The following is a 21,545-nucleotide window of genomic DNA, read 5'->3' as shown; positions in this document are numbered from 1 at the left end:
GATCAGCAGAGGGACGACAAATCGATAGCGAGACAGCAGCCTTGGCGACGTGCGTGGCATGGAGTGCCCCGCGTTGACCGGCCGCGCAGCGACGGGCTGGAGCGGGAAGCCTCCATAAATCTTGCTGCGCGCAACCCAGTTTTCCCCGGCGAATAGCGGTCGGTCGGCGGAAAGCTCGGAGCAGCCCTGCTAGGCATAACCGCAGGCTATGGGCGGCAAAACACATGGAAGGGGGGCAGGCTACGATGCGGCCTCGCTTCGCCCGATTGTTGCGATACTATCGCTGCAGTGCAGAAGACGGGAAGCGTTCCAAGACGTTACAATACCAACGGCCAGGCTGTCATCGCAAGGGATCACATCGATCCGGAAGGGCGTTCAATGAGTTCGTTTGGGGGCATTTTCAGGCGGTCGATCGTAGCGTTTTCCGCCGCGACCGTCATGGTGGCGGGTCCGGCAGTGGCGCAGGGCTATGAGCAGCAAGCGCAGGCATTGCTAGGCAGCGCGAAGTTCAAGCGCGCCAAGGCCAGCCTCGACGCCGATTACGATCGCATCATCGCCGATATCATCAAACTGACCGAGATCGAGGCGCCACCGTTTAAGGAAGCGGCGCGCGGCGCGATGTTCAAGGAGATGCTCGCCGCCGAAGGGTTGGCCGATGTCACCACCGACGCCGAGGGCAATGTTTATGGCACGCTGAAGGGATCGGGCCGCGGCACGGATGTGTTCGTCGTCACCGCGCATCTCGACACGGTGTTCCCCGCGGGCACCGATGTGAGAGTGAAGCGCGAGGGCAACAAGCTGATCGCGCCCGGCATCGGTGATGATACGAGCAGCCTGCCCGTTCTGCTGGCCTTCATCCGCGCCATCAGGAAGGCAGGCTTTACGCCCGCGATGGACATCGTGTTCATGGGCAATGTCGGCGAGGAAGGCCCCGGCGATCTGCGCGGGGTCCGCTACCTGTTTGGCCAGAGTCCGCTCAAGGATCGCATCAAGCACTTCATCTCGTTCGAGCCCGGGCTTGGGGATGAGATCACCAATGCCGGCGCCGGCTCCAAACGATACAAAGTGACCTTCACAGGCCCCGGCGGGCACAGCATGGGCAATTTCGGCATCGTCAATCCATCCTATGCGATGGCTGACGCGATCGTCCAGTTCGGCAAGATGACGGTGCCGACGACGCCCAAGACGGTGTTCAACGTCGGCGTGGTCGAGGGCGGCACATCGGTCAATTCGATCCCCTTTGCGATGTCCATGCTGGTCGACATGCGATCGGGTGGCAAAGCCGAACTGGATGCGGTGGAGAAGCAGTTCCTGGCCCTGCTGCCAGGCGCGGTTGCTGCCGAAAACGCCGCCCGCTCCACCACACGCGGCAAGATCGCCTACGAGGCCAAGCTGATCGGCGATCGACCGGTCGGCAACGTGGCAAAAGATGCCGAGATCTTGCGCATGGCAGTGTCGCTGCGCAAGGCGGCGGGGGCGACGCCGAATTTCGGCACCGGATCCAGCGACAGCAACATTCCGTGGAGCATGGGGCGCTCGGCGATCACTTTGGGTTCCGGGTTCGAGACCAACGGCGCGCACTCGCTGGATGAATATCTCATCTCGGACAAGCCCAAGGACGTCGACAACATGGCGCTGGGCCTGGCGACCGTGCTGCTCATCGCCGGCGCCAAATAGCTAGGTTCGCCGGCCAGCTTCGGCCGTCCAGGGGGCGGCCGCAAATTCAACAGGGGAAAGAACAATGCGTAAAGCGATGCTTGCCACCACCGCACTGACACTGGTTTTCGGCGTTGCCGCGCCGGCCGGGGCGCAGACCCCCGCCGCCCCGATCACCGCACCTGAAACAATGATGAAGGGCAAGCCGGGGGCAGATTATTTCCTCGCCAACTATACCCAGCTGAGCGCCTGGCTGCAGAAGATCGCCACCGAGAGCGATCGCATCAAGCTGGTCAGCATCGGCAAGACGGCCGAGGGGCGCGAACAATATATGGCGATCGTCTCGTCGCCCGAGAACATTCGCAATCTGGAGAAATATCGCCAGATTTCCGAAAAGCTCGCGCTGGCCAAGGGCCTGACGGATGAGCAGGCCAAGGCGCTCGCGGCCGAGGGCAGGGCGGTCGTTTTGATCGACGCGGGGCTGCACGCCACCGAAGTGACCAACGCGCAGACACATATCCAGATCATCACCGAAATGCTGACGCGCAACGATGCCGAGACGCTGCGGCTGCTGAACGATGACATCACGCTGTTCGTGTTCGCCAATCCGGACGGGCTGGAGCTAGTCGCCGACTGGTATATGCGCCCGGCCGACAAGCTGAAGCGCGACAGCAGCAGCATCCCGCGGCTTTATCAGAAGTATATCGGCCACGATAACAACCGCGACAGCTTCATCTCCAACCAGCCGGAGACGACCAACATGAACCGGCTCGCCTATCGCGAGTGGTTCCCGCAGATCCTGTATAACGAGCACCAGACCGGGCCAGTCGGCACGGTGGTGTTTATTCCGCCATTCCGGGATCCGTATAATTTCAACAACGAGCCGCTGGTCATCAACCAGACCGATGCGGTGGGCACGGCAATGCATGCGCGGCTCGTCGCACAGGGCAAGGGTGGTTCGGTGTCGCGCTCCGGCGCGCCATATTCGACATGGTTCAACGGCGGCATCCGCACGATCGGCTATTTCCACAATCAGATCGGCATCCTGACCGAGATCATCGGCAATCCGACGCCAATGGAAATTCCGCTGGTGCCGGGCAATCAGCTCGCGCGGCAGGACGAGGTGATGCCGATCGCCCCGCAGAAATGGCATTTCCAGCAATCGCTCGATTACATCAAGGAGATGGACCGCGCGGTGATGGACTATGCCTCGCGCAATCGCGAGACGGTGCTGTACAATCGCTACATCATGGGTCGCAATCAGATCCAGAAGGGCAGCAGCGACAGCTGGGTGATCACGCCCAAGCGCATCGACGCCGTCAAGGCGGCGGCCGCGACGATGAAAAAGGAAGGCGGCGGAAGCCCGCTGGATGAGCTGACCGGTTATGACACGCGGGCCATCGTGCCGAGCTCGCTTTATAAGACAGTGTTGCAGGATCCCGCCTACCGCGCGCCCCGCGCGTTTATCCTGCCGGCCGATGCGCAGCCCGACATGCCGACGACGATCAAGTTCCTCAACGCGCTGATCAAGGCCGGAATCGAGGTGGAACGCGCGCCAGCGGCGTTCAGCCACGATGGCAAACGTTATGCCGCGGGATCTTTCGTGGTGCGCGCCGACCAGGCCTTCCGGCCACATGTGCTCGACATGTTCGAGCCGCAGGATCACCCGCAGGACTTCGCCTATCCGGGTGGCCCGCCGACGCGGCCCTATGACATCACCGGCTACACGTTGGCCTTCCAGATGAACGTAAAGTTCGATCGGCTGCTGGATGGCGCGCCGGGCCACTTCCCGCTCGTCCCCGACGTGATCGAGACGCCGCCGGCCGGCAAGCTGATCGGCACCGGGACCGCCGGCTATATCGTCAGCCATGCGACCAACAACAGCTTCACGCTGACCAACCGCCTGCTCAAGGCCGGCGTACCGGTGAATTGGCTGAAGACCGCGATCACTGTGGACGGGGAGGCAATGGCGCCCGGCGCTTTATGGATCCCGGCTGGTGGCAAGGCCCGCGCGATCGTCGAGACAGCCGTGACCCAACTCGGGCTGGACGCACATGCAGTGGCCATCAAGCCGGCGGAGGCCGCGATTCGCCTCACGGCACCACGGATCGGCCTGGTCGATATCTATGGCGGATCGATGGCCTCGGGCCACAATCGCTGGATCTTCGAGCAATATGAATTCCCCTACACGCTCGTCTATCCGCAAGAGCTCGACAAGGGCGGGCTGGACAAGAAATATGACGTGCTGGTGTTGCAGACCGACGTGCTCGGCCGGGAGGGCGGCCGGCCACAGAAGCAGCCGATCGCCGCGGACATTCCAGCCGAATGGCGCAAGGCGCTGGGCCGCATCACCAAGGAGACGACCTATCCGCAGCTGGCATCGTTCGCCCGCGCCGGCGGCACGGTGGTGATGGTCGGCAATGCCACTGCGCTTGCAGCGGGGATCGGCGTGCCAGTAAGCAATGCGCTCAGCACGGTTGATGCGGCGGGCAAGCGCGTGCCGCTGCCCAGCACCAAGTTCTACGTGCCGGGATCGGTACTGCAGGCGAAGGTCGATATCAGCGATCCGCTGGCTTACGGCGTACCGGGGACGGTCGATCTGTTTTACAACAACAACCCGACCTACACGCTAAACCCGGGTGCCGCCGGGGTGCGGCGCGTCTCCTGGTTCGCCAGCGACGATCCGTTGCGCTCGGGCTGGGCATGGGGCCAGAAGGCCCTCAACGACACCGCCACTGTGGTCGATGCGACGCTGGGCCGGGGCCGTGCTTATCTGCTGGCACCTGAGGTCACGCAGCGCGGGCAATCCTATGCGACGTTCAAGTTCCTGTTTAATGCGGTGCTGCTGGGGCGGGGCCAGGTGGGCATCACGACGGCGGGCACAGAGAAGCGCGCCGATTAAAACTCGGTTGGCGGCGCTTCATGTGGCACGCCGCCAACCACTCACAATAAATGTGTGTTCAGCTACGCCGGGCGCGTAATTCGAGCGCCCTATAGGGTCGAGAACGACCTCCCGCTCCTTGCCGCGGCGGGTTGCTTGCCCGCCGCGGCGCGTGACCGTTTCAGGACGGCGGGCTAGCGACCTTGTCGAGCGCCAAGCTGTCGCTTTGCGTGCAGCCCGACGAGGTGAAGCAAGCATATTCGGCGACCGCTGAGCTGTAGGTGAAGCGGAGCGGCGACTCTATGTCCTGACCGGCCTGGACCCATAAGTAGATCCACACGGTATCGCCTTCCTTCAGCGGAGAATCAGTTAGCGCAAAGTCGGTGCAGGCTTTCTTCTCGTCTTGCCCGACCATGAGCTTGCTGCTCCAGACCCATTTGTCTGACTTGGATCCCGTCTGGGGCTGCGCTTTGCCATTATCGACCCAATACATCGTGAATTCGCAATTATAGCTTCCCTTGTTGTTCAAGTAGAATCCGGAAATTGTCCCCTGCGTTGCAGCGAAATTTCCGGCCGCCTGGGTCAGCGCATCGCTGTGCGCCTCGATCCCACGCACGCCGCGCAGCGTATTAGCGGCGGTGAACGGATCGGTTGCTGCCTTCGCTACAAGCGCTGCACGCTCGTCTGCGTCGAGGTTCGGCAGGTTTGTCAGCGCATAGAAAGCCCATTCCGGTGGCCCCGCAAGCACCGCCTCAATCAGCGCCCCCGGCTTCAGGTCGCGCGCCGCAGCTGCGAATATCGCGCTGTAATCGGAGTTCCTGTCGCTGATCACACTCTGCAGCGTGTCGGCGCCTCGCTGCTGCGCTAATTTCAATCCCAGTTCACGTTGAGCCAAGATGTCCACAGTCACTTCTCCTACACATTTTCTATGAGCGCAGATCACCTTCCCGATCAACACGTTGCCGCCCGGGTTGGAGTCCACACGATTGATGAAAGACCGGCATTTATACCGGCCAACGCCACAGGACTGAAAAGAAAGAAACATTTTAACCTTGCAGTACTTCGCTAAATGGCTGCAGGTTTTGGTTTCTAACCCCCGAGTCGTACTATGTTATAAGTAAATCCGACCTGCATCAATGACATATAGGGGCATGAAATATTGCTCAATTACTAGATGGTAGTATAGCATTCTGCGTTGCCAGGCAAACGGGGGCTGTAATGTCGCAGTCTCAGTTTTGACAGGGAGCTCTCGTGGCGTTCGTGCGCGAGGCGTGAGCGACTTGGATACTGGACGGTCGTCACATTGGTCGCTCAGAGCCGCCGGTTGTCGGCGCCCGCGCCGGCGGTCCAAAGCGAACACCTTACGCCAGTTGCCGACGGAGGGCAGAGGCCATCACGGATCGGCGCCGCGTGCCGGGCGTCTGGCGGGCGCTCGTTCCATTATGCGGTTGCCACGTCAATCCCGCCGAAGTGTTGCGAGAAGCCTTGACGTCGCCCCTGGTGGACGAGGGGAGTCCTGAAAACAGGTCCGTGGCGGTGCTGCGGACCAATGCCAACCGCTCTCCGGAGGTTCGGTCGGTCCAAGGCTGCGCCCTCGGCGCATCGGTCACATGTCTGCAATATTTCTTTGCGGGATTGTTATCCAGCTGCGTCTGATAAAGCGGGCCGCGGGGGTGCGGCGGGGAGATTATGCAATGCACGATAACGGGCGTTTATCGACTTTTCGTAATGGCACTGCAATTGCGGTCGTTGCCGCGTGCTTGGCGGCATCGCCCGTGGCAGCGGCGCAGGAAGTGCGCACGTTCGAGATATCCGCCGGCGACCTTGCTCGCGCGCTCAACGCCTTTGCGCGACAGGCGGATCAACAGATCCTGTTCCCCAGCTCGCTGGTGGCGGGTAAGCGTACCAAGGGCGTGCGCGGCAAACTGCCGCCCCGCACGGCGCTGACGATGCTGCTGCATGGAACCGGCCTCGCAGCGAAGGGCGACAGCGTTCTGACCTTGAGCGAGGTCGGCGGGTCGCAGCGAACCCCGCGCAACGAGCTCGTCAATTTCGAAAGCCAGCCAGCGGCGATCGCGCGCCTGGACGATAACCAGGATCGCACCGCGACGCCGCCGCCGGCGGCAAGCGACGTGGCGGCGCAGGATAGCGTCGCTTCGGAGGGCAACGAGGTCGTCGTTACCGGGTCGCGCATCGTTCGAGACGGTAACAACGCGCCGACGCCGACGACGGTCCTGTCCGCAGAGGATATCCAGACCCGCAACCTGCCGAACATCGCTGACTATGTGAATCAGCTACCATCGCTCGGCACCGGTAATACGCCGCGCACGACGACCTTGTTCGCCAACGCGACCGGCGGCGCGAACCAGTTGAACGCCCGTGACCTCGGCGTCGCGCGTACCCTGGTCCTGCTCGACGGGCGTCGCGTGGTCGGCTCGGGCCTGTCGCCTTCGGTCGACGTCAACCTCCTGCCGCAAAATCTGGTCGAGCGGGTCGATGTGGTAACCGGCGGTGCTTCGGCGGCCTATGGGTCGGACGCGGTCGCCGGCGTCGTCAATTTCATTCTCGACACCGACTATACCGGCCTCAAGGGCGGCCTCAACTTCAACCAGACCGATGAGAGCGACGGGCGCATCATTTCCGGCGACCTCGCGTTCGGGACGAAGGTGGGCGAGCGCGGGCATCTGTTGCTGAGCGCCAACTACTACAAGGGCGACAGGATCGACTTTTATGACGATCCGCGGGATTGGTTCCAGCCCGGTCTGCGCCTGCTGAACAATCCGACCTGGACCGCGACCAATGGCCAGGCGGGGCAGATCGTTCGGTTTGACGCCGGCTTTAACAGCACGCCCGGTGGCGTGATCGCGTCGGGGCCGCTCGCGGGCACGAACTTCCTGCCCGGCGGCCAGGTCGGCCAGTTCGTGTTCGGTCCGATCCAGCAGGGGCAGGTGCAGGCCGGCGGCACGGTCGAATCGATGCCGATCCGCGGAGCGCTGCTGCCCGACGACGAGCATTGGAGCGTTTACGGACGCTTCAGCTACGAGCTGTTCGATAATGTGAATGCGATCGTTGAGGCGAGCTACGCCGGCAATGACACGGTCAATTGGTCGGCGGTCCTCAACCGTCAGGGGTCGACCGCGATCACTATCAACCGCACAAACCCGTTCATCCCGATCGTCACGCAACAGGCCATGGACCAGGCGGGGGTCACCTCGTTCCAGATGAACCGCCTGTTCTACGACATGATCAACACGCCCGGCACGCACATCGGCGAGGCCGGCTATAATCGCCGTCAGGAGCGTTATCTGGTCGCGCTCGAGGGCAAGTTCCTCGATAACGGCCGCTGGCGCGCCTATTACCAGCGCGGCCGTAGCGACGTTTGGTACACGCGCGACAACAATGTCATCCCTGCCAGGCTGACGCTCGCGATCGATGCGATCGCCAATCCGGCCACCGGCGGTGTGCCCGGCGTGGCGGCAGGCACACCGATCTGTCGCTCGACATTGACCAACCCGGCCAACGGCTGCGTGCCGATGAACCTGTTCGGCGAAGGGGCGCTCGGAGCTTCCTCGATCGCCTATGTCACCGGCCTGACCGACGGGTTGCGGACGCGGCAGGATTTGGAGATCAAGCAGGACGTCTGGCTGATCGACGCGCAGATCAGCCCGTTCTCGCTGTGGGCTGGCGACGTCTCGATCGCGGCTGGTTTCGAATATCGGGACGAATCCTTCTCGGCGACCGCAGACGCCGTCTCGATCGCGTCGCAGTGGAACGTCGGCAATTTCAAGCCCGGTGCCAACGGCTATAATGTCAAGGAGCTGTTCGGCGAAGTCCTGGTGCCGTTGCTGCACGATTCGTCGCTGGGCAAGAACCTGGAGCTGAACGGAGCGGTCCGCCGCACCGACTATTCGACCAGCGGCGTCGTCACGACCTGGAAGGCGGGGCTGACCTACGACATCACCGACTCGTTCCGCTTGCGTGGCACGCGATCGCGCGACATTCGCGCGCCGAGCCTCAACGATCTGTTCGCCCCGAGCAGCCAGTTCGTGAACGCCTTTCTCGATCGGACCCAACCTGGCAGCCCGCAGGTGCCCAACATCACGTTGAACGGCGGCAACCCCAATCTGACGCCCGAAATCGCCGATACCTGGACAGTGGGCGGCATTTATCGCCCGTCGTGGCTGCCTGGGTTCAATGTGTCGATCGACTGGTACAAGATCGACATCAAGGATGCGATCACTGCGGTCGGCGGGCAGCTGCTGATCGACCTCTGCTATGGCTTCAACCGGCCGGCCAACCCGGCGACGTGCGCGTCGATCATCCCGGTGGCAGGCGCCGTCGGCCTCGCCAATGCGACGCTCCTCACCAGCGGTGTGAACGCCAACAACGTCGCGGTCGAGGGTATCGATTACGAAGCAAGCTACCGCGCGCCCCTGTCGCGGATCAGCGAATCGCTGCCCGGGGCGATCAACTTGCGGCTGCTGATGACGCAGCGTCTGAAGGACGAGACGAACCTGCCCGGGGATTCGGTCCCGCCGACGTTGGGCACGGTCGGCAGCCTGAAATGGCGCGGCCTGCTGACGACCAGCTATAACGTTGGTCCGAGCACGACGACGCTCACGACCCGTTACCTCGGGTCCGGCAAGATCACCAACCAGCCCGAAGCCAGCCGCACTGGCATCCCGGCGGAATTCAACCGCGTAGATCCGGTGTGGTATTTCGAGCTCGCGCAAAATTACGACGTGACGATCGGCAAGCGCACGGTAACGCTGTTCGGTGCGGTCGAAAATCTCTTCGATCGCCAACCCGAGCCGGTGCCGAGCAGCGGGACCTCCTTTGGCACCAACGCGCCCTACGACCTGCTCGGGCGAAGCTTCCGCATGGGCTTCCGCTTCCGGATCTAGTCCCGCGCGGACGTCGCCGGATCTCGATTATCGGTATCCCGGCCCAAACCGGGGTACCGTTTTGGTGTGCGAAGTCGCCGCTCCACTGCGACGGGCGAGAAATCCGGCGCCGACCTAGTTCGATGCCGGATTCTCTTTGGCCGTCGAAGTGGCTGAAATCCCTAGCGGGTCGTGCCCGCCGGGCGTCCGCCAAAGGTGACGATGCTTTCGAGGCCCTTGCCGGACAGCGAAGAGACGCCGACGAAATGATCGTCGACGATGATGTCCTTCAACACCGCTTCGGTTGCTGTCCCGGGCATGTCGCGGTGGTCGGTCCACTGCTGTTTGTCGTTGCGGCGCCAGTGTACTCGATAGCCTGCGGCGCCAGGCACCGCCGCCCAGGAGACGTTCGTATCGGACCCGACCGCGCCACGCAGCGTGACCATAGCGGGTGCTGCGGGGGCGTCGGCCAGGCGCCGGATCGTGGCGACGTTGAGCGCGGTGACTTTGGCCAGATACGGGAAGTCCATCTTGTCGCTGGTGTCGCCATATTCGACGCCCCCGGCCGTGCGCAGATCCTGATGCTGCTGGTTGTAGTTTTCGATACCGACCGAGAAGCGCACCGCGGGATAGCCGAGCCGCAGGAACGGTTCGTGATCTCCACCCCGCCCGAAGCGATCGGGTCGCCGGTCGACGAAGACGTCGAGTCCTCCCGGAATGCCTTCGCCCACCGAATCGATCGCGCGGGCGAGCGCACGGCTCGGCCCGTCGTCCTCGCCGCCGTTGCCGCGGCGGGTCAGTTGCGCCGCTGCATCCTCGGACGCACGGATTCCTTCGGAAAAGACGCGGACACGATCCGCCACGCGGGTACCGTTCTGGCCGACCGTGTTGCCGACGATGTCGTTGTTCAGCACCGCCGTCACGATCCAGCCCTTTTCCTTGACCGTCTCGGCCAGCAGTGTTGCGCCTAGCAGCCCCTGCTCCTCGCCCGACAGCGCGGCGTAAATGATCGTCGCGTCGAACGTGGTGCCCGACAGCAGCCGCGCCGCTTCGAGCACGAGGGCGACACCCGATGCGTCGTCGTTCGCGCCCGGCGAGTCGGCGGTGAAGTTCATCACGTCCGAAACGCGGCTGTCGATATGTCCCTGGACGATCACGACCCGATTGGGATCACGGCCGCGCTGGATGCCGAGCACGTTTACGACGTTTGCGCCGTCGGGCAGGCGTGCGTTCGTGAACCGGCGCTCGATCGGCGATACCGCGATGCAGCCGCCACAGCGCGACGCGATCCGCTTGAGTTCGTCGCCGAACCAGCGCCGCGCTGCCCCGATCCCGCGCGTCGGATGGTCGGGCGACGACAGCGTATGACGCGTGCCGAAGCTCACCAATTTGTCGACATCGGCCTTCAGCCGGGTCGGACTGGGCGCCTGTTGCGCGGCGGCGGTCGCCGGCAGCAGGAGCAGGGCGGCAAGAGCTACGTACGATGTCTGCATTGGGGCAAGCCTTTCGGTGATGATCATTGGTGTCTGGCCAAGTGCAGGGCGACGACGCGGATTCGGCCCCGATAGTCGCGCCGCACCTCGACCGGCAACGTCAGTTCGAGCGCCTCGAGGAAGCCCGTCTGGTTGCTCGTTCGGAACATCCCATTGATCCGCAGGTTCGCTGCGGTCGGATCGACGACGATCTCGACGCTTGCGTTTCGGTTCATTTCCTCGACCGCGATGGCGAGCGGCTCGTCTTCGAAATAGACTTTGCCCGCGGTCCAGCTGAGCGCCCTGTCGGCATCGATGAACCTGAGCGTCGGCCCCGCTGCGCCGATTCGTTCGATAAACTGCTGACGCGGCTTCAATATCTGTTGCTCGATCCCGGCACGCTGTCGGGCCGGACGCACGGCGACCGCACCTTCGGCCAGCGTGACGCGCAATTCGCGCGACGACAGGCTAACGTCGAAGCGGGTGCCGAGCGCGGTGATCGTGCGCCCCTTGGCCATGACGATGAACGGGCGCTGCGGATCCTTCGCCACCTCGAACAGGGCGCGGCCGGACAACAACTTCACCTCACGCCGCGTCGCGCCGAGCCGTACGGTGAGTTGGGTTCCGGCGTCGAGCGTGATCACGGATCGGTCGGCCAGTGTCACCTTGGTGCGCTGCGTCGCGGCGGTGGCAAGCATTGTCTCCGTCACCGGTCCTTCTGCTGTTGCCACGCCGCGGTCGAACCGCATCGTGATCCCAATGCACAGCAGCAGCACTGCCGCGGCGCTCGCGACGAGCAAGGCGAAGCGTCGGCGTGCCGCTCGCTGGACGTTGCCCCGGGCTTCCTCGCGCAGCGCACTCAACAGATCCTGGTCCGCGTGCGCGCGCAGAGTGGCGAGCGCCGACTGTAACCGGCCGTGCGCGGCGCGATTTTCCGGATGCGTATCCAGCCAGGCGGCGAACGCCTGACGATCATGGGGGCTCGTCCGCGCGCCGCGTAGCTTCGCGTCCCATTGCGCCGCGCCCGTTTCCGCTGCATCGATGGGGTCGGTCATAGGAATGCCCGCAATCGATGCAGCAGATGGCTGTTCGCGCGAGACATGCGCTTCTCAACGCTGCTCAGTGACAGCCCCAGTTGTCGCGCGATGTCGACCTGCGCGACGCCCTCCAGATGATATCGACAAAACACGGTACGGACATTCTCCGGAAGTTCGTTGAGCGCGCTTACCATCATCTGCAGGGCTTCCCTGCTCTGCAGGATGCGCTCCGGCGAGAAGCCTGCCTCGTCCGCGACGTCGAAGTCGTCGGGAGGCGAGCAGATGACGCTACGAACGCTGGCTCGGCGCGCGCGATCGCGCAGGATGTTGCTCGCGACTTGAAAGATATAACCCTGGATATTCTCGATGTTTGCGAGATCCTGTCCGGCGAGCCGACTGAACACATCCTGCACCAAATCCTCTGTGTCCTCGCCCGGTCCGGCACGGCGCTGAAAGAAGCGCGTCAGGGGCGCGCGAAGCTGCGCCGCCACCTCATCAAGTCGATGGTGCTGGGCAACTGCTTCCATCCGCAAACTTCCCCCTACGAAGCGTAAGACGCAGCATCGGCCGCGAGCCGTAGAAAATAAAGCGAATGTGAATCACGCCGTCGGTGCGATCCGAACGTCTTCATTGAAGCTGTCGGGTTCTGAGGCAGTCTAACAGGCTGTTGAAAAGTCTCTGGTGCGGGCGGTGCGATCGTGATTCATCGCCCGGGCTGGAGGGCCGGATGCGCGGATCGGACAACGGTATCTGCGATACGGCCTGTTCGCGACAGAAGATGCGCTCGCTGAGCATGTCGGGCGCTCTGCCCGATTTACCCGCTCGCTTGGTCTTCCCCTCGGCAGGATCAGCGTGTCCGTCTGACGGCTATAGATAATTTCAAAGAGTCCGTCAGACACATTCCTATAAGTGCTTGAATACAAGATATGTTACCGGTATCAAATCCCCGTGACGCACGGCAAGTGCGCAAACAGGGAGAGTATGATGCCGGGGGTTTACGACTGCTCTTGCGCGCGCGCGGCGCGCTTTCTTGTCTCTACAGGTATGATCCTGGTCGTTGCGACACAAGCTGCCTACGCACAGACCGCGCCAGCCAATCCATCGCAGGCTCAGCCGGGACGACCGGCACCAACCACGCCATCGCCGACGACTGGCATGCAAGCCGTGCCGGTTCCTGCTGACCAAAACGCAACGGGCGTGACAGATAGTGGCAGCTCGACGGCCCCGACCACGGACGCGGTGACCCAAGCGACCGCTGGCCAGTCTTCGGGCGCCGGCGCCGCCGCCAATGACGACGGCGGCATCGGTGCCCGGCAGGCAGATGGCACGGAGGCCGGCACGGCGACCGGTCCGGACATCATCGTGACCGGCTATCGCCGTTCGTTGGAGGATTCAGCCAACGCGAAGAAGAACGCGACCAACTTTATCGACTCGATCTATGCGGAGGATGTCGGAAAATTCCCCGATCTGAACCTCGCCGAGTCGTTGCAACGCTTGCCGGGGGTGCAAATCAATCGCGACCGCGCAGGCGAGGGTACCACGATCAATGTGCGCGGTCTGAGTGCCGGGTTCACCGTTACCACGATCAACGGCTTTGCGACCACCACCTCCGCTTACTCAGGCAATGAAGGCCGCGGTTCCGGCCTCGACGTGATTCCCAATGAACTGTTCCGCCGGCTCACGCTCTCGAAGTCGCCAACCGCGAATATGGTCGAGGGTGGCACGGCAGGCGTGGTCGATCTGCAGCCGCTGCGAGCGTTCGACAAAAAGGGCTTCCACGTTAGTCTGCAGGGGCAGGCGCAGTATCAAGATGCGAGCGGCACCACGACACCGCGCGCCGCGCTGATTGTCAGCAACACCTTCAATACCGGGATCGGCGAGTTCGGCATCCTCGGTGCAGTGGCCTGGGCGAAGCGCGATTACCGCGCCGAAACTTTCGACACCATCGGTTGGACCACGCTGGCATAAACTCCTGCCCGAACAACGCAGCGGGGATCGCGAACGGCTGCAACTCAGGCTCCATTCCAACGAACGGTTATGGACGCGGGGCGGGCGCGACGTTGTCCACGGTGCCAGGCAACCTGCCCGCTTCGCTCGGCTTGGGGGCCCAGGGGTCGCCACTGGTTCAGTGCCTCAATAACGCGCCGGGGGGCACGTCAGGCCTGAGCTGTCAGGATCTGAGCTTTGCGCTGGTTCCACGATTGATGCGGGCCGAGCAAACAATCGGTACCCGCAGCCGGATCGGCGGGTTGCTCAACTTGGAATACCGCCCGATGGACAACCTCCGCTTTCGCGCCGATGTCCTTTACAGTGATCAGCAGAACGAATTCAGTCAGCATCAGCTGATGCAGGTTGTACGGAGCTACAACAATCAGATTCCGATTGATTTTACGTTGAACCAGGATCGCGTGCTGACCTCCGGTACGTTTGGCAACACGTATTTTCTCAATCAGTCCGATTATGGCGACACACCATCTCGGCTATTGTATCGCTCGGGTGCGGTGGAATGGGACATTTCGGATGACCTGCGCTTCTCCGTTTCAGGCATGATGAACTCCAGTCGGCAGCGAAACACGGCGATTCAATACACTATTCAATCGGCGCCACCGACCACGCCGCTGACCTTCCATCCGTACGGCACGCCAGCGCCTGCTGCCGCACCCGCGGTGAACTTGAATCCGACGAATACCGGCCAGATCGGTATCTACAACTATAATCCGGGTGACCTTACCCCTTCGATCCAAACCAACCTCGATCTGGCGACGTACAACCGATATTTTTGGCAGGAGGGCCGCGACGGTCAGACGAATCAGGATCTTGAACAAAAGGCGATCCGTTTTGATTTCGTCGCGGGCGATGCGACCACCTTTCAGCTGTCGGCGGGCTTCATGAAGAACGTGTTCGATCGTCGGATCGTATCCTATGGCGGCGGACAGATAGCGATCTGCTTCACGCGCGGTTATTGCGGAAGCACTTTCACCTCGGAGCGCGCTTCGCTGGTAGAAGCGATTCCCGATGCGCAGTTGGGCAATTACCTTAAAGAGTTGCCTTCTATGGAGCTCTTCAAAGGAGCGCCCTTCAACGCAGGGTTCAACAACGGTTGGTTGGTCCCCGACTTTGATAAGATTGCCTCTGTAGTGGACCTCGATTATTTCCGCGAGGGCATCAATCCGGGCAACACGGCAGCAAACTACGGCAATTCGTACGCCCGTCGCGACTTGCTGGAAGACACGACGTCGGGCTACCTCATGGTCGACGGCCGGCAGGAAATATTTGGGCGCGAGCTGCGCTTCAACGGTGGCGTCCGTTATGCGAGCACGTTCCAGAGGGCAAACGGTCGCGTCAATGATATCATCCTATTCGGCGGGACCGGCGTCACCATTCGAGAGTTTGACAATAAATACGACAATTTCCTCCCCAGCGCTAACTTGGCTTATCTTATTACGGACACTTTGGTTCTGCGCGGGGCTGCTGCAAAAACCGTAACCGGCGTCAATCCAGCTGACCTGCTGCCTGGTTTTTCGTTCAATCTCGATGGTGACACGTACGACTTAGGCAACCCGGAGCTGCAGCCCTTTACGGCTGACAACTTCGACGTCGGCATTGAATGGTATACCCGTTCTCGGGCGGTCTTCACGTTTAACGCCTGGTGGAAGAAGATTGCCAATTATCCGTTCGTTCTGCGCACACAAAGGCCATTCAACACGCTCAATGTTGACATCGCGCAGCTTCCCGAACGGACGCGTAACGGTATCAATGCGATTGGTGGGCAGAATGCGCTGATTAACGTTCAGCAGCGCGATAATTCCGATCTGGTGATCAACCTTACGGGCTATGAATTCCAATATATTCAACCTCTGGACTTCTTGCTGAAGGGCTTGGGCTTTAACGCCAATGTCACGCATATCACCCAAACTTTGTCGGGTGAGCGTCCGCCCAACTTCAACCCCAATGCTCTGCTCGCAGGCTTGGCGCCCTGGACTTACAATATAACGGGTTACTACGAATCGAAGGCGTTCCAGATTCGCGCGTCATTCGTGCACCGCGACGAGAACCTTGATCGTGTATGCCCATGCGATAACGTGCCTGGCGACCAATATTCCATCGCGACGGACTATCTCGACGCGCAGATATCCTTCCCGCTGCCTTTCTATCCGAAGGCGGCTTTCACCATCCAGGCGCAGAATCTGCTTAGGCAGGTGCAGCTTTCGCGCTTCGAGAAGCAGGAGGCGAGGCCGTACAACGGCAGTTACGCGGGCCGAAACTTCGTGGTTGGCCTGCGCGCTAACCTCTGATTCCCCGCCAGGGGCGGCGCCTAACAGCGTCGCCCCAGTCTTTTCGAGGAGCGCTTCCGAACGAGATCCCAAACCGATAGCGCTTGGCATGAACCGCCCGGGTTCATCGGAGGCTCCAGCTCCTGAAGGTGGAGGCTGTTTGAGCAAGACAACGAACAAGTTTGCGCCGGAAGTCCGCGACGCCGCGGGCCATGGCGCTCCTTCGAAGCGGTGAAATACGCGACCCTTCAATGGGTCGACTGGTTCAACCGTCGCCGGCTCTGGAGCCCTTGTTCGGCTGAAGGCAAATACGCTCCCACTATACGCGCGCTATACGCGAAATGCCGGAATCGCTCTCGAATTGCTACGCTTCAGACGCCTAATCGCCTGTTCCTGAAGGCTTCTCCGTTTGCGGGTCAAAGCCAACTGAAGGGGCGATAATGAAGTTCTACTGGTCGATTACAGCGCTGGCGTTGCTTGCCGCGCCAACGTTTTCGCGGGCGCAATCGATGTCTGAAGGCCCCGCGGCGGCCGATGCCGCACCGCCTGCACAAATCACCGTCAGCGGGTCGGCGTCTATCGCGTCGGACTATCGCTTTCGCGGGGTATCGCAGTCCGATCAGGAGCTGGCGGTGCAGGGCGGGCTGACGATCGCGCACGCAAGCGGCTTCTATTTCGGCGCTTGGGGATCGAACCTTGCCGGCTGGGGAACGTTCGGCGGTGCCAATATGGAGCTCGACCTGATCGGTGGCTACAAGGCCGCGCTGGGTGACGGCGCGACGCTCGATGTCGGGCTGACCTGGTATATGTACCCGGGCGGCGCCGACCTCACCGATTTCGCCGAACCCTATGCCAAGCTGACCGGCACCGCCGGCCCCGCGACGCTGACCGCGGGCGTCGCCTATGCGCCCAAGCAGCAGGCCTTGGGCAAATGGTATGCGACCGGGGCCGATGCGGCAACGGGCGTCTACAACCGCCCCGGCGCCAAGGACGACAATTTGTACCTGTGGGGCGACGGCGCGATCGGTATCGCGGGGATGCCGATCACCGCCAAGGCGCATGTCGGGCACAGCTGGGGCCAGGACGGGCTCGGCCCCAACGCCACCGCGGTCGCGCCGACGGGCGAATATTGGGACTGGTCGCTGGGCGCCGATGCGACTTGGCGGAACCTGACGCTCAACGTCTCCTACGTCGACACCGACATTTCGGATCGCGAGGCGGGCTATCTGCGGCCGAGCTTCAGCAAGGGGCAGGACGGCAGCGGCAACATCGCCGGCGGGACCGTCGTCGCCTCGCTCACCGCTGCATTTTGAGGGGATGATCGATGGAAGATCTGCTCTGGATCCTCGTCATGATCGGGCTGGTGCTGGCGACGTTCGCCTATGCCCGACTGTGCGACAACGCATGAGGCACGCGGCATGACGCTCGACCTTTGGCTCGCGGCTGCGACCGCGCTTTGCCTTCTCGTCTACCTGGTGGCGGTGCTCATCCGCCCCGAACGCTTCTGAAGGAGGCGGACCCATGACTTTCCAGGGCTGGTTGCTCATCTTCGGCTTCGTCGCCGTCTTGCTCGCGCTGACCAAACCGGTCGGCGCATGGCTGTTCGCCTTGTACGAGGGGCGGCGGACGCCGCTCCACATCGTGCTCGGCCCGGTCGAAAGCGGCTTCTACGCGCTCGCCGGCATCGACCCCGATCAGCAGCAGGGGTGGCGGCGCTATGCGCTCCACATGCTGTCGTTCAACATCGCGCTGATGGCGTTCACCTATGCGGTACTGCGGCTGCAGGGCATATTGCCGGGCAACCCGCAGGGGCTTGCCGGGCTGTCGCCGCATCTGGCGTTCAACACCGCGATCAGCTTCGCCACCAACACCAACTGGCAAAGCTATGGCGGTGAAAGCACGATGTCGAACCTAAGCCAGATGCTGGGGCTGACGATCCACAATTTCCTGTCGGCGGCGACGGGCATCGCGCTTGCCTTCGCGCTGTTCCGCGGCTTCGCGCGGCGCGCGGCGGTGCACGGCGAGCGGGGGACGATCGGCAATTTCTGGGCCGATGTGACCAGGATCACGCTCTACCTGCTGCTGCCGGCGTGCATCGTCTATACGATCTTCCTGATCGCCAGCGGCGTGCCGCAGACCTTGGCGGGCGTCGTCGACGTAACCACGCTCGAGGGCGGGCGCCAGTTGCTGCTGCTCGGGCCGGTGGCCAGCCAGGAAGCGATCAAGATGCTCGGCACCAATGGCGGCGGCTTCTTCAACGCCAATTCGGCGCATCCGTTCGAGAACCCGACCACGCTCACCAACCTGGTCCAAATGCTGTCGATCTTCGTGATCGGCTTCGGGCTGACCTGGTGCTTCGGCAAGGCGGTGGGCAATACGCGCCAGGGCTGGGCGATCCTGTCGGCGATGCTGGTGCTGTTCCTGGCCGGGGTGACGATCACCTATTGGCAGGAAGCGGCGGGCAATCCCGTGCTGCACCAATTGGGTGTGGCGGGTGGCAATATGGAGGGCAAGGAAGTCCGCTTCGGCATCGCCGCCAGCGCCTTGTTCTCGGTCGTCACCACCGCTGCTTCGTGCGGCGCGGTCAATGCGATGCACGACAGCTTCACCCCGCTGGGCGGCATGATCCCGATGTTCAACATGCAACTGGGCGAGGTCGTGGTCGGCGGCGTCGGTGCCGGTATCTACGGCTTCCTGCTGTTCGCGATCCTGGCGGTGTTCGTCGCCGGGCTGATGGTGGGGCGGACGCCCGAATATGTCGGCAAGAAGATCGAGGCGCGCGAAGTGAAGCTGGCGGTGCTGGCGATCGCGGTGCTGCCGCTGATGATCCTGGGGCTCACCGCATTGTCGAGCGTGATGGAACAGGGGCTTGCCGGGCCGCTGAACAAGGGGCCGCACGGCTTTTCCGAGATCCTCTATGCCTTCACCAGCGCGGTCGCCAATAACGGGTCGGCCTTTGCCGGGCTTACCGCCAACACCCCCTGGTATAACGGGTTGCTGGGCGTGGCGATGTGGTTCGGCCGCTTCTTCGTGATCGTGCCGATGCTGGCGATCGCCGGCGGGCTCGCGGCGAAGAAATACACCCCCGAGAGCGCCGGGTCCTTCCCCACTACCGGGGGCCTATGGGTCGGGCTGCTGGTCGGCACCGTGCTGATCGTCGGTGGCCTCACCTTCCTGCCAAGCCTCGCGCTTGGTCCCATCGCCGATCATCTCGCGATGATCCACGGCCAAATGTTCTGACGGGGGCACCCATGGCAAACATCAAAAGCAACAGCCTGTTCACCGCAGACCTGGTCGTGCCAGCGATCAAGGCATCCTTCCTCAAGCTCAATCCCGCCGAACTGATCCGCAACCCGGTGATGTTCGTGACCGCCGTGGTCGCGGCGCTGATGACCGTGCTGCTGGTGATCGGGCAGGACGATCTTGCCACCGGCTTCAAGCTGCAGCTGGTGGTGTGGCTCTGGCTGACGGTGCTGTTCGGCACCTTCGCCGAAGCCCTGGCCGAAGGGCGCGGCAAGGCGCAGGCCGCATCGCTCCGCGCCACCAAGGCCGACCTGACCGCCAAGCGGCTGAAGGGCGACGGTCGCGACTATGACGACGTCGCCGCCAGCCAGCTGAAAGTGGGTGACATGGTGCTGGTCGAGACCGGCGACCTGATCCCCTCGGATGGCGAGGTCGTCACCGGCGTCGCATCGGTCAACGAAGCCGCGATCACCGGCGAAAGCGCACCGGTGATCCGCGAGGCGGGCGGCGACCGGTCGGCGGTGACCGCGGGTACGCGCGTCATCTCCGACGAGATCCGCGTCAAGGTGACGGTCGAGCCCGGCAAGGGCTTTCTCGACCGGATGATCGCCTTGGTCGAAGGTGCCGAACGGCAGAAGACGCCGAACGAGATCGCGCTGACCTTGCTGCTGGTCGGGCTGACGATCATCTTCCTGATCGCGGTCGGCACGATCCCCGGCTTTGCCGCTTATGCCGGTGGGTCGATCCCGGTCGCGATCCTGGCGGCGTTGCTGATCACGCTGATCCCGACGACGATCGCCGCCTTGCTGTCGGCGATCGGCATTGCGGGGATGGACCGGCTGGTGCGCTTCAACGTGCTCGCCAAATCGGGCCGGGCTGTCGAGGCGGCGGGCGATATCGACGTGCTGCTGCTCGACAAGACCGGCACCATCACCGTCGGCGACCGCGCCGCCAGCGAGTTCCGCGCGGTGAGCGGCGTGAAGGTCGAGGCGCTTGCCGAAGCCGCTTTGGTCGCGAGCCTTGCCGACGAGACCCCCGAGGGACGCTCGGTGGTGACGCTGGCGCGCAGCCAGTTCGGCGTCACGACGGCCAAACTGCCCGAGGGCGCCGAGGTCATTCCCTTCACCGCGCAGACGCGGATTTCAGGGGTGCGCACCGGAGGATCGCTGATCCAGAAGGGCGCGGTCGATTCGATCCTGAAGGCCAATCCGGGCGCCGGGCAGACTGCCGCGGCGACCGAGCTTCGCCGGATCACCGACGAGATCGCGCGCGCCGGCGGGACGCCGCTGGCGGTGGCGCAGGACGGTTGTTTGCTGGGCGCGATCTTCCTGAAGGACGTCGTCAAGGCGGGCATCCGCGAGCGCTTCGGCGAATTGCGCGCAATGGGGATCCGCACGGTGATGATCACCGGCGACAATCCGCTGACCGCGGCGGCGATCGCCGCCGAAGCCGGCGTCGACGATTTCCTTGCCCAGGCGACTCCCGAGGACAAGCTCGAACTGATCCGCAAGGAGCAGACCGGCGGTCGGCTGGTGGCGATGTGCGGCGACGGCACCAACGATGCGCCCGCGCTGGCGCAGGCCGATGTCGGCGTCGCGATGAACACCGGCACCCAGGCGGCGCGCGAGGCGGGCAACATGGTCGACCTCGACAGCGATCCGACCAAGCTGATCGAGGTGGTAGGGCTGGGGAAGCAGTTGTTGATGACGCGCGGCGCGCTCACCACCTTCTCGGTGGCGAACGACGTGGCCAAATATTTCGCGATCATCCCGGCGATGTTCGTCGCGCTGTATCCGGGGCTCGGCGTGCTCAACGTGATGGGGCTCAGCAGCCCCGAATCGGCGATCCTGTCGGCGATCATCTTCAACGCGATCATCATCCCGATGCTGGTGCCGCTGGCGCTGAAGGGCGTCGCCTACAAGCCGATGGGGGCCGGGCCGCTGCTCGCGCGCAACCTGGCGGTGTACGGGCTGGGCGGCCTGATCGCGCCGTTCGTCGGCATCAAGCTGATCGACCTCGTCGTCGGGGGCCTCGGCCTCGCCTGATGCCGCACCGCCAATCCGTCGCCCCAGCGAAGGCTGGGGTCTCGTGCCGCAAGC

Annotated in this window: 13 protein-coding genes and 1 pseudogene; 10 read left to right on the top strand and 4 right to left on the bottom strand. The window is 63.1% G+C overall.

All coding sequences use genetic code 11. The features are described 5' to 3' along the window. Positions 1-378: 378 nt before the first annotated feature. Together ABC969_RS10905 and ABC969_RS10900 are read left to right on the top strand one after the other, a co-directional pair. The gene (locus ABC969_RS10905) at positions 379-1,677 is read left to right on the top strand and encodes a M20/M25/M40 family metallo-hydrolase (protein ID WP_345864911.1); all 1,299 of its coding nucleotides are present in this window, start codon (positions 379-381) and stop codon (positions 1,675-1,677) included. Between the two features lie 64 nt (positions 1,678-1,741). Further along, on the top strand, positions 1,742-4,558 hold the full coding sequence (locus tag ABC969_RS10900; protein WP_345864910.1) for a M14 family metallopeptidase: 2,817 nt from the start codon (positions 1,742-1,744) through the stop codon (positions 4,556-4,558). A 160-nt stretch (positions 4,559-4,718) separates the two neighbouring features. Here the strand turns inward: ABC969_RS10900 and ABC969_RS10895 are convergent, their stop codons facing one another. Further along, on the bottom strand, positions 4,719-5,441 hold the full coding sequence (locus ABC969_RS10895) for a hypothetical protein (RefSeq protein WP_345864908.1): 723 nt from the start codon (positions 5,439-5,441) through the stop codon (positions 4,719-4,721). Between the two features lie 856 nt (positions 5,442-6,297). Between ABC969_RS10895 and ABC969_RS10890 the strand changes: the two genes are divergently transcribed. Further along, on the top strand, positions 6,298-9,441 hold the full coding sequence (locus ABC969_RS10890; protein WP_345864907.1) for a TonB-dependent receptor domain-containing protein: 3,144 nt from the start codon (positions 6,298-6,300) through the stop codon (positions 9,439-9,441). A 161-nt stretch (positions 9,442-9,602) separates the two neighbouring features. Here the strand turns inward: ABC969_RS10890 and ABC969_RS10885 are convergent, their stop codons facing one another. Genes ABC969_RS10885 through ABC969_RS10875 form a run of 3 tightly spaced genes read right to left on the bottom strand, consistent with a single transcriptional unit; the run spans position 9,603 to position 12,456 of the window. After that, on the bottom strand, positions 9,603-10,913 hold the full coding sequence (locus tag ABC969_RS10885; RefSeq protein WP_345864905.1) for a M28 family metallopeptidase: 1,311 nt from the start codon (positions 10,911-10,913) through the stop codon (positions 9,603-9,605). 23 nt (positions 10,914-10,936) lie between these two features. Beyond that, complete coding sequence (locus ABC969_RS10880) at positions 10,937-11,947, bottom strand: FecR family protein (protein WP_345864904.1); 1,011 nt, start codon at positions 11,945-11,947, stop codon at positions 10,937-10,939. After that, positions 11,944-12,456 carry an RNA polymerase sigma factor gene (locus ABC969_RS10875; protein WP_345864902.1) on the bottom strand — a complete coding sequence of 171 codons (513 nt, stop codon included), beginning with the start codon at positions 12,454-12,456 and terminating at the stop codon, positions 11,944-11,946. The genes ABC969_RS10880 and ABC969_RS10875 overlap by 4 nt, the downstream gene beginning before the upstream one ends. A 628-nt stretch (positions 12,457-13,084) precedes the next feature. On the opposite strand from ABC969_RS10875, the gene ABC969_RS10870 reads away from it, so the two are divergent. From ABC969_RS10870 to kdpB, 7 genes and pseudogenes are all read left to right on the top strand, one after another. Continuing rightward, positions 13,085-13,897 (top strand): TonB-dependent receptor plug domain-containing protein, encoded by an 813-nt coding sequence (locus ABC969_RS10870; protein ID WP_345864900.1) that lies wholly within the window; start codon positions 13,085-13,087, stop codon positions 13,895-13,897. Between the two features lie 101 nt (positions 13,898-13,998). Continuing rightward, complete coding sequence (locus ABC969_RS10865) at positions 13,999-16,224, top strand: TonB-dependent receptor domain-containing protein (protein ID WP_345865157.1); 2,226 nt, start codon at positions 13,999-14,001, stop codon at positions 16,222-16,224. 180 nt (positions 16,225-16,404) lie between these two features. After that, a pseudogene (locus ABC969_RS16495) lies at positions 16,405-16,644 on the top strand (hypothetical protein); the annotation flags it as partial. Next, positions 16,644-17,516 (top strand): TorF family putative porin, encoded by an 873-nt coding sequence (locus ABC969_RS10860; protein ID WP_345864899.1) that lies wholly within the window; start codon positions 16,644-16,646, stop codon positions 17,514-17,516. The pseudogene ABC969_RS16495 and the gene ABC969_RS10860, both read left to right, overlap by 1 nt. Positions 17,517-17,621: 105 nt before the next feature. Continuing rightward, positions 17,622-17,711, top strand: coding sequence for a K(+)-transporting ATPase subunit F (gene kdpF / locus ABC969_RS10855; RefSeq protein WP_345864897.1), 90 nt, complete (start codon positions 17,622-17,624; stop codon positions 17,709-17,711). A 13-nt stretch (positions 17,712-17,724) separates the two neighbouring features. Continuing rightward, a complete protein-coding gene (kdpA, locus tag ABC969_RS10850) occupies positions 17,725-19,443 on the top strand; it encodes a potassium-transporting ATPase subunit KdpA (RefSeq protein WP_345864896.1) in 1,719 nt (572 codons plus the stop codon). 11 nt (positions 19,444-19,454) lie between these two features. Further along, positions 19,455-21,491, top strand: a complete 2,037-nt coding sequence (gene kdpB / locus ABC969_RS10845) for a potassium-transporting ATPase subunit KdpB (RefSeq protein WP_345864894.1) — start codon at positions 19,455-19,457, stop codon at positions 21,489-21,491. The last annotated feature ends 54 nt before the right edge of the window (positions 21,492-21,545 follow it).

The organism is Sphingomonas qilianensis (assembly GCF_039614825.1).
In the GTDB taxonomy this organism is placed as follows: domain Bacteria; phylum Pseudomonadota; class Alphaproteobacteria; order Sphingomonadales; family Sphingomonadaceae; genus Sphingomonas; species Sphingomonas qilianensis.
Note: the sequence above shows the minus strand (reverse complement) of the source record. Positions and strands in the feature narration are given on the sequence as shown.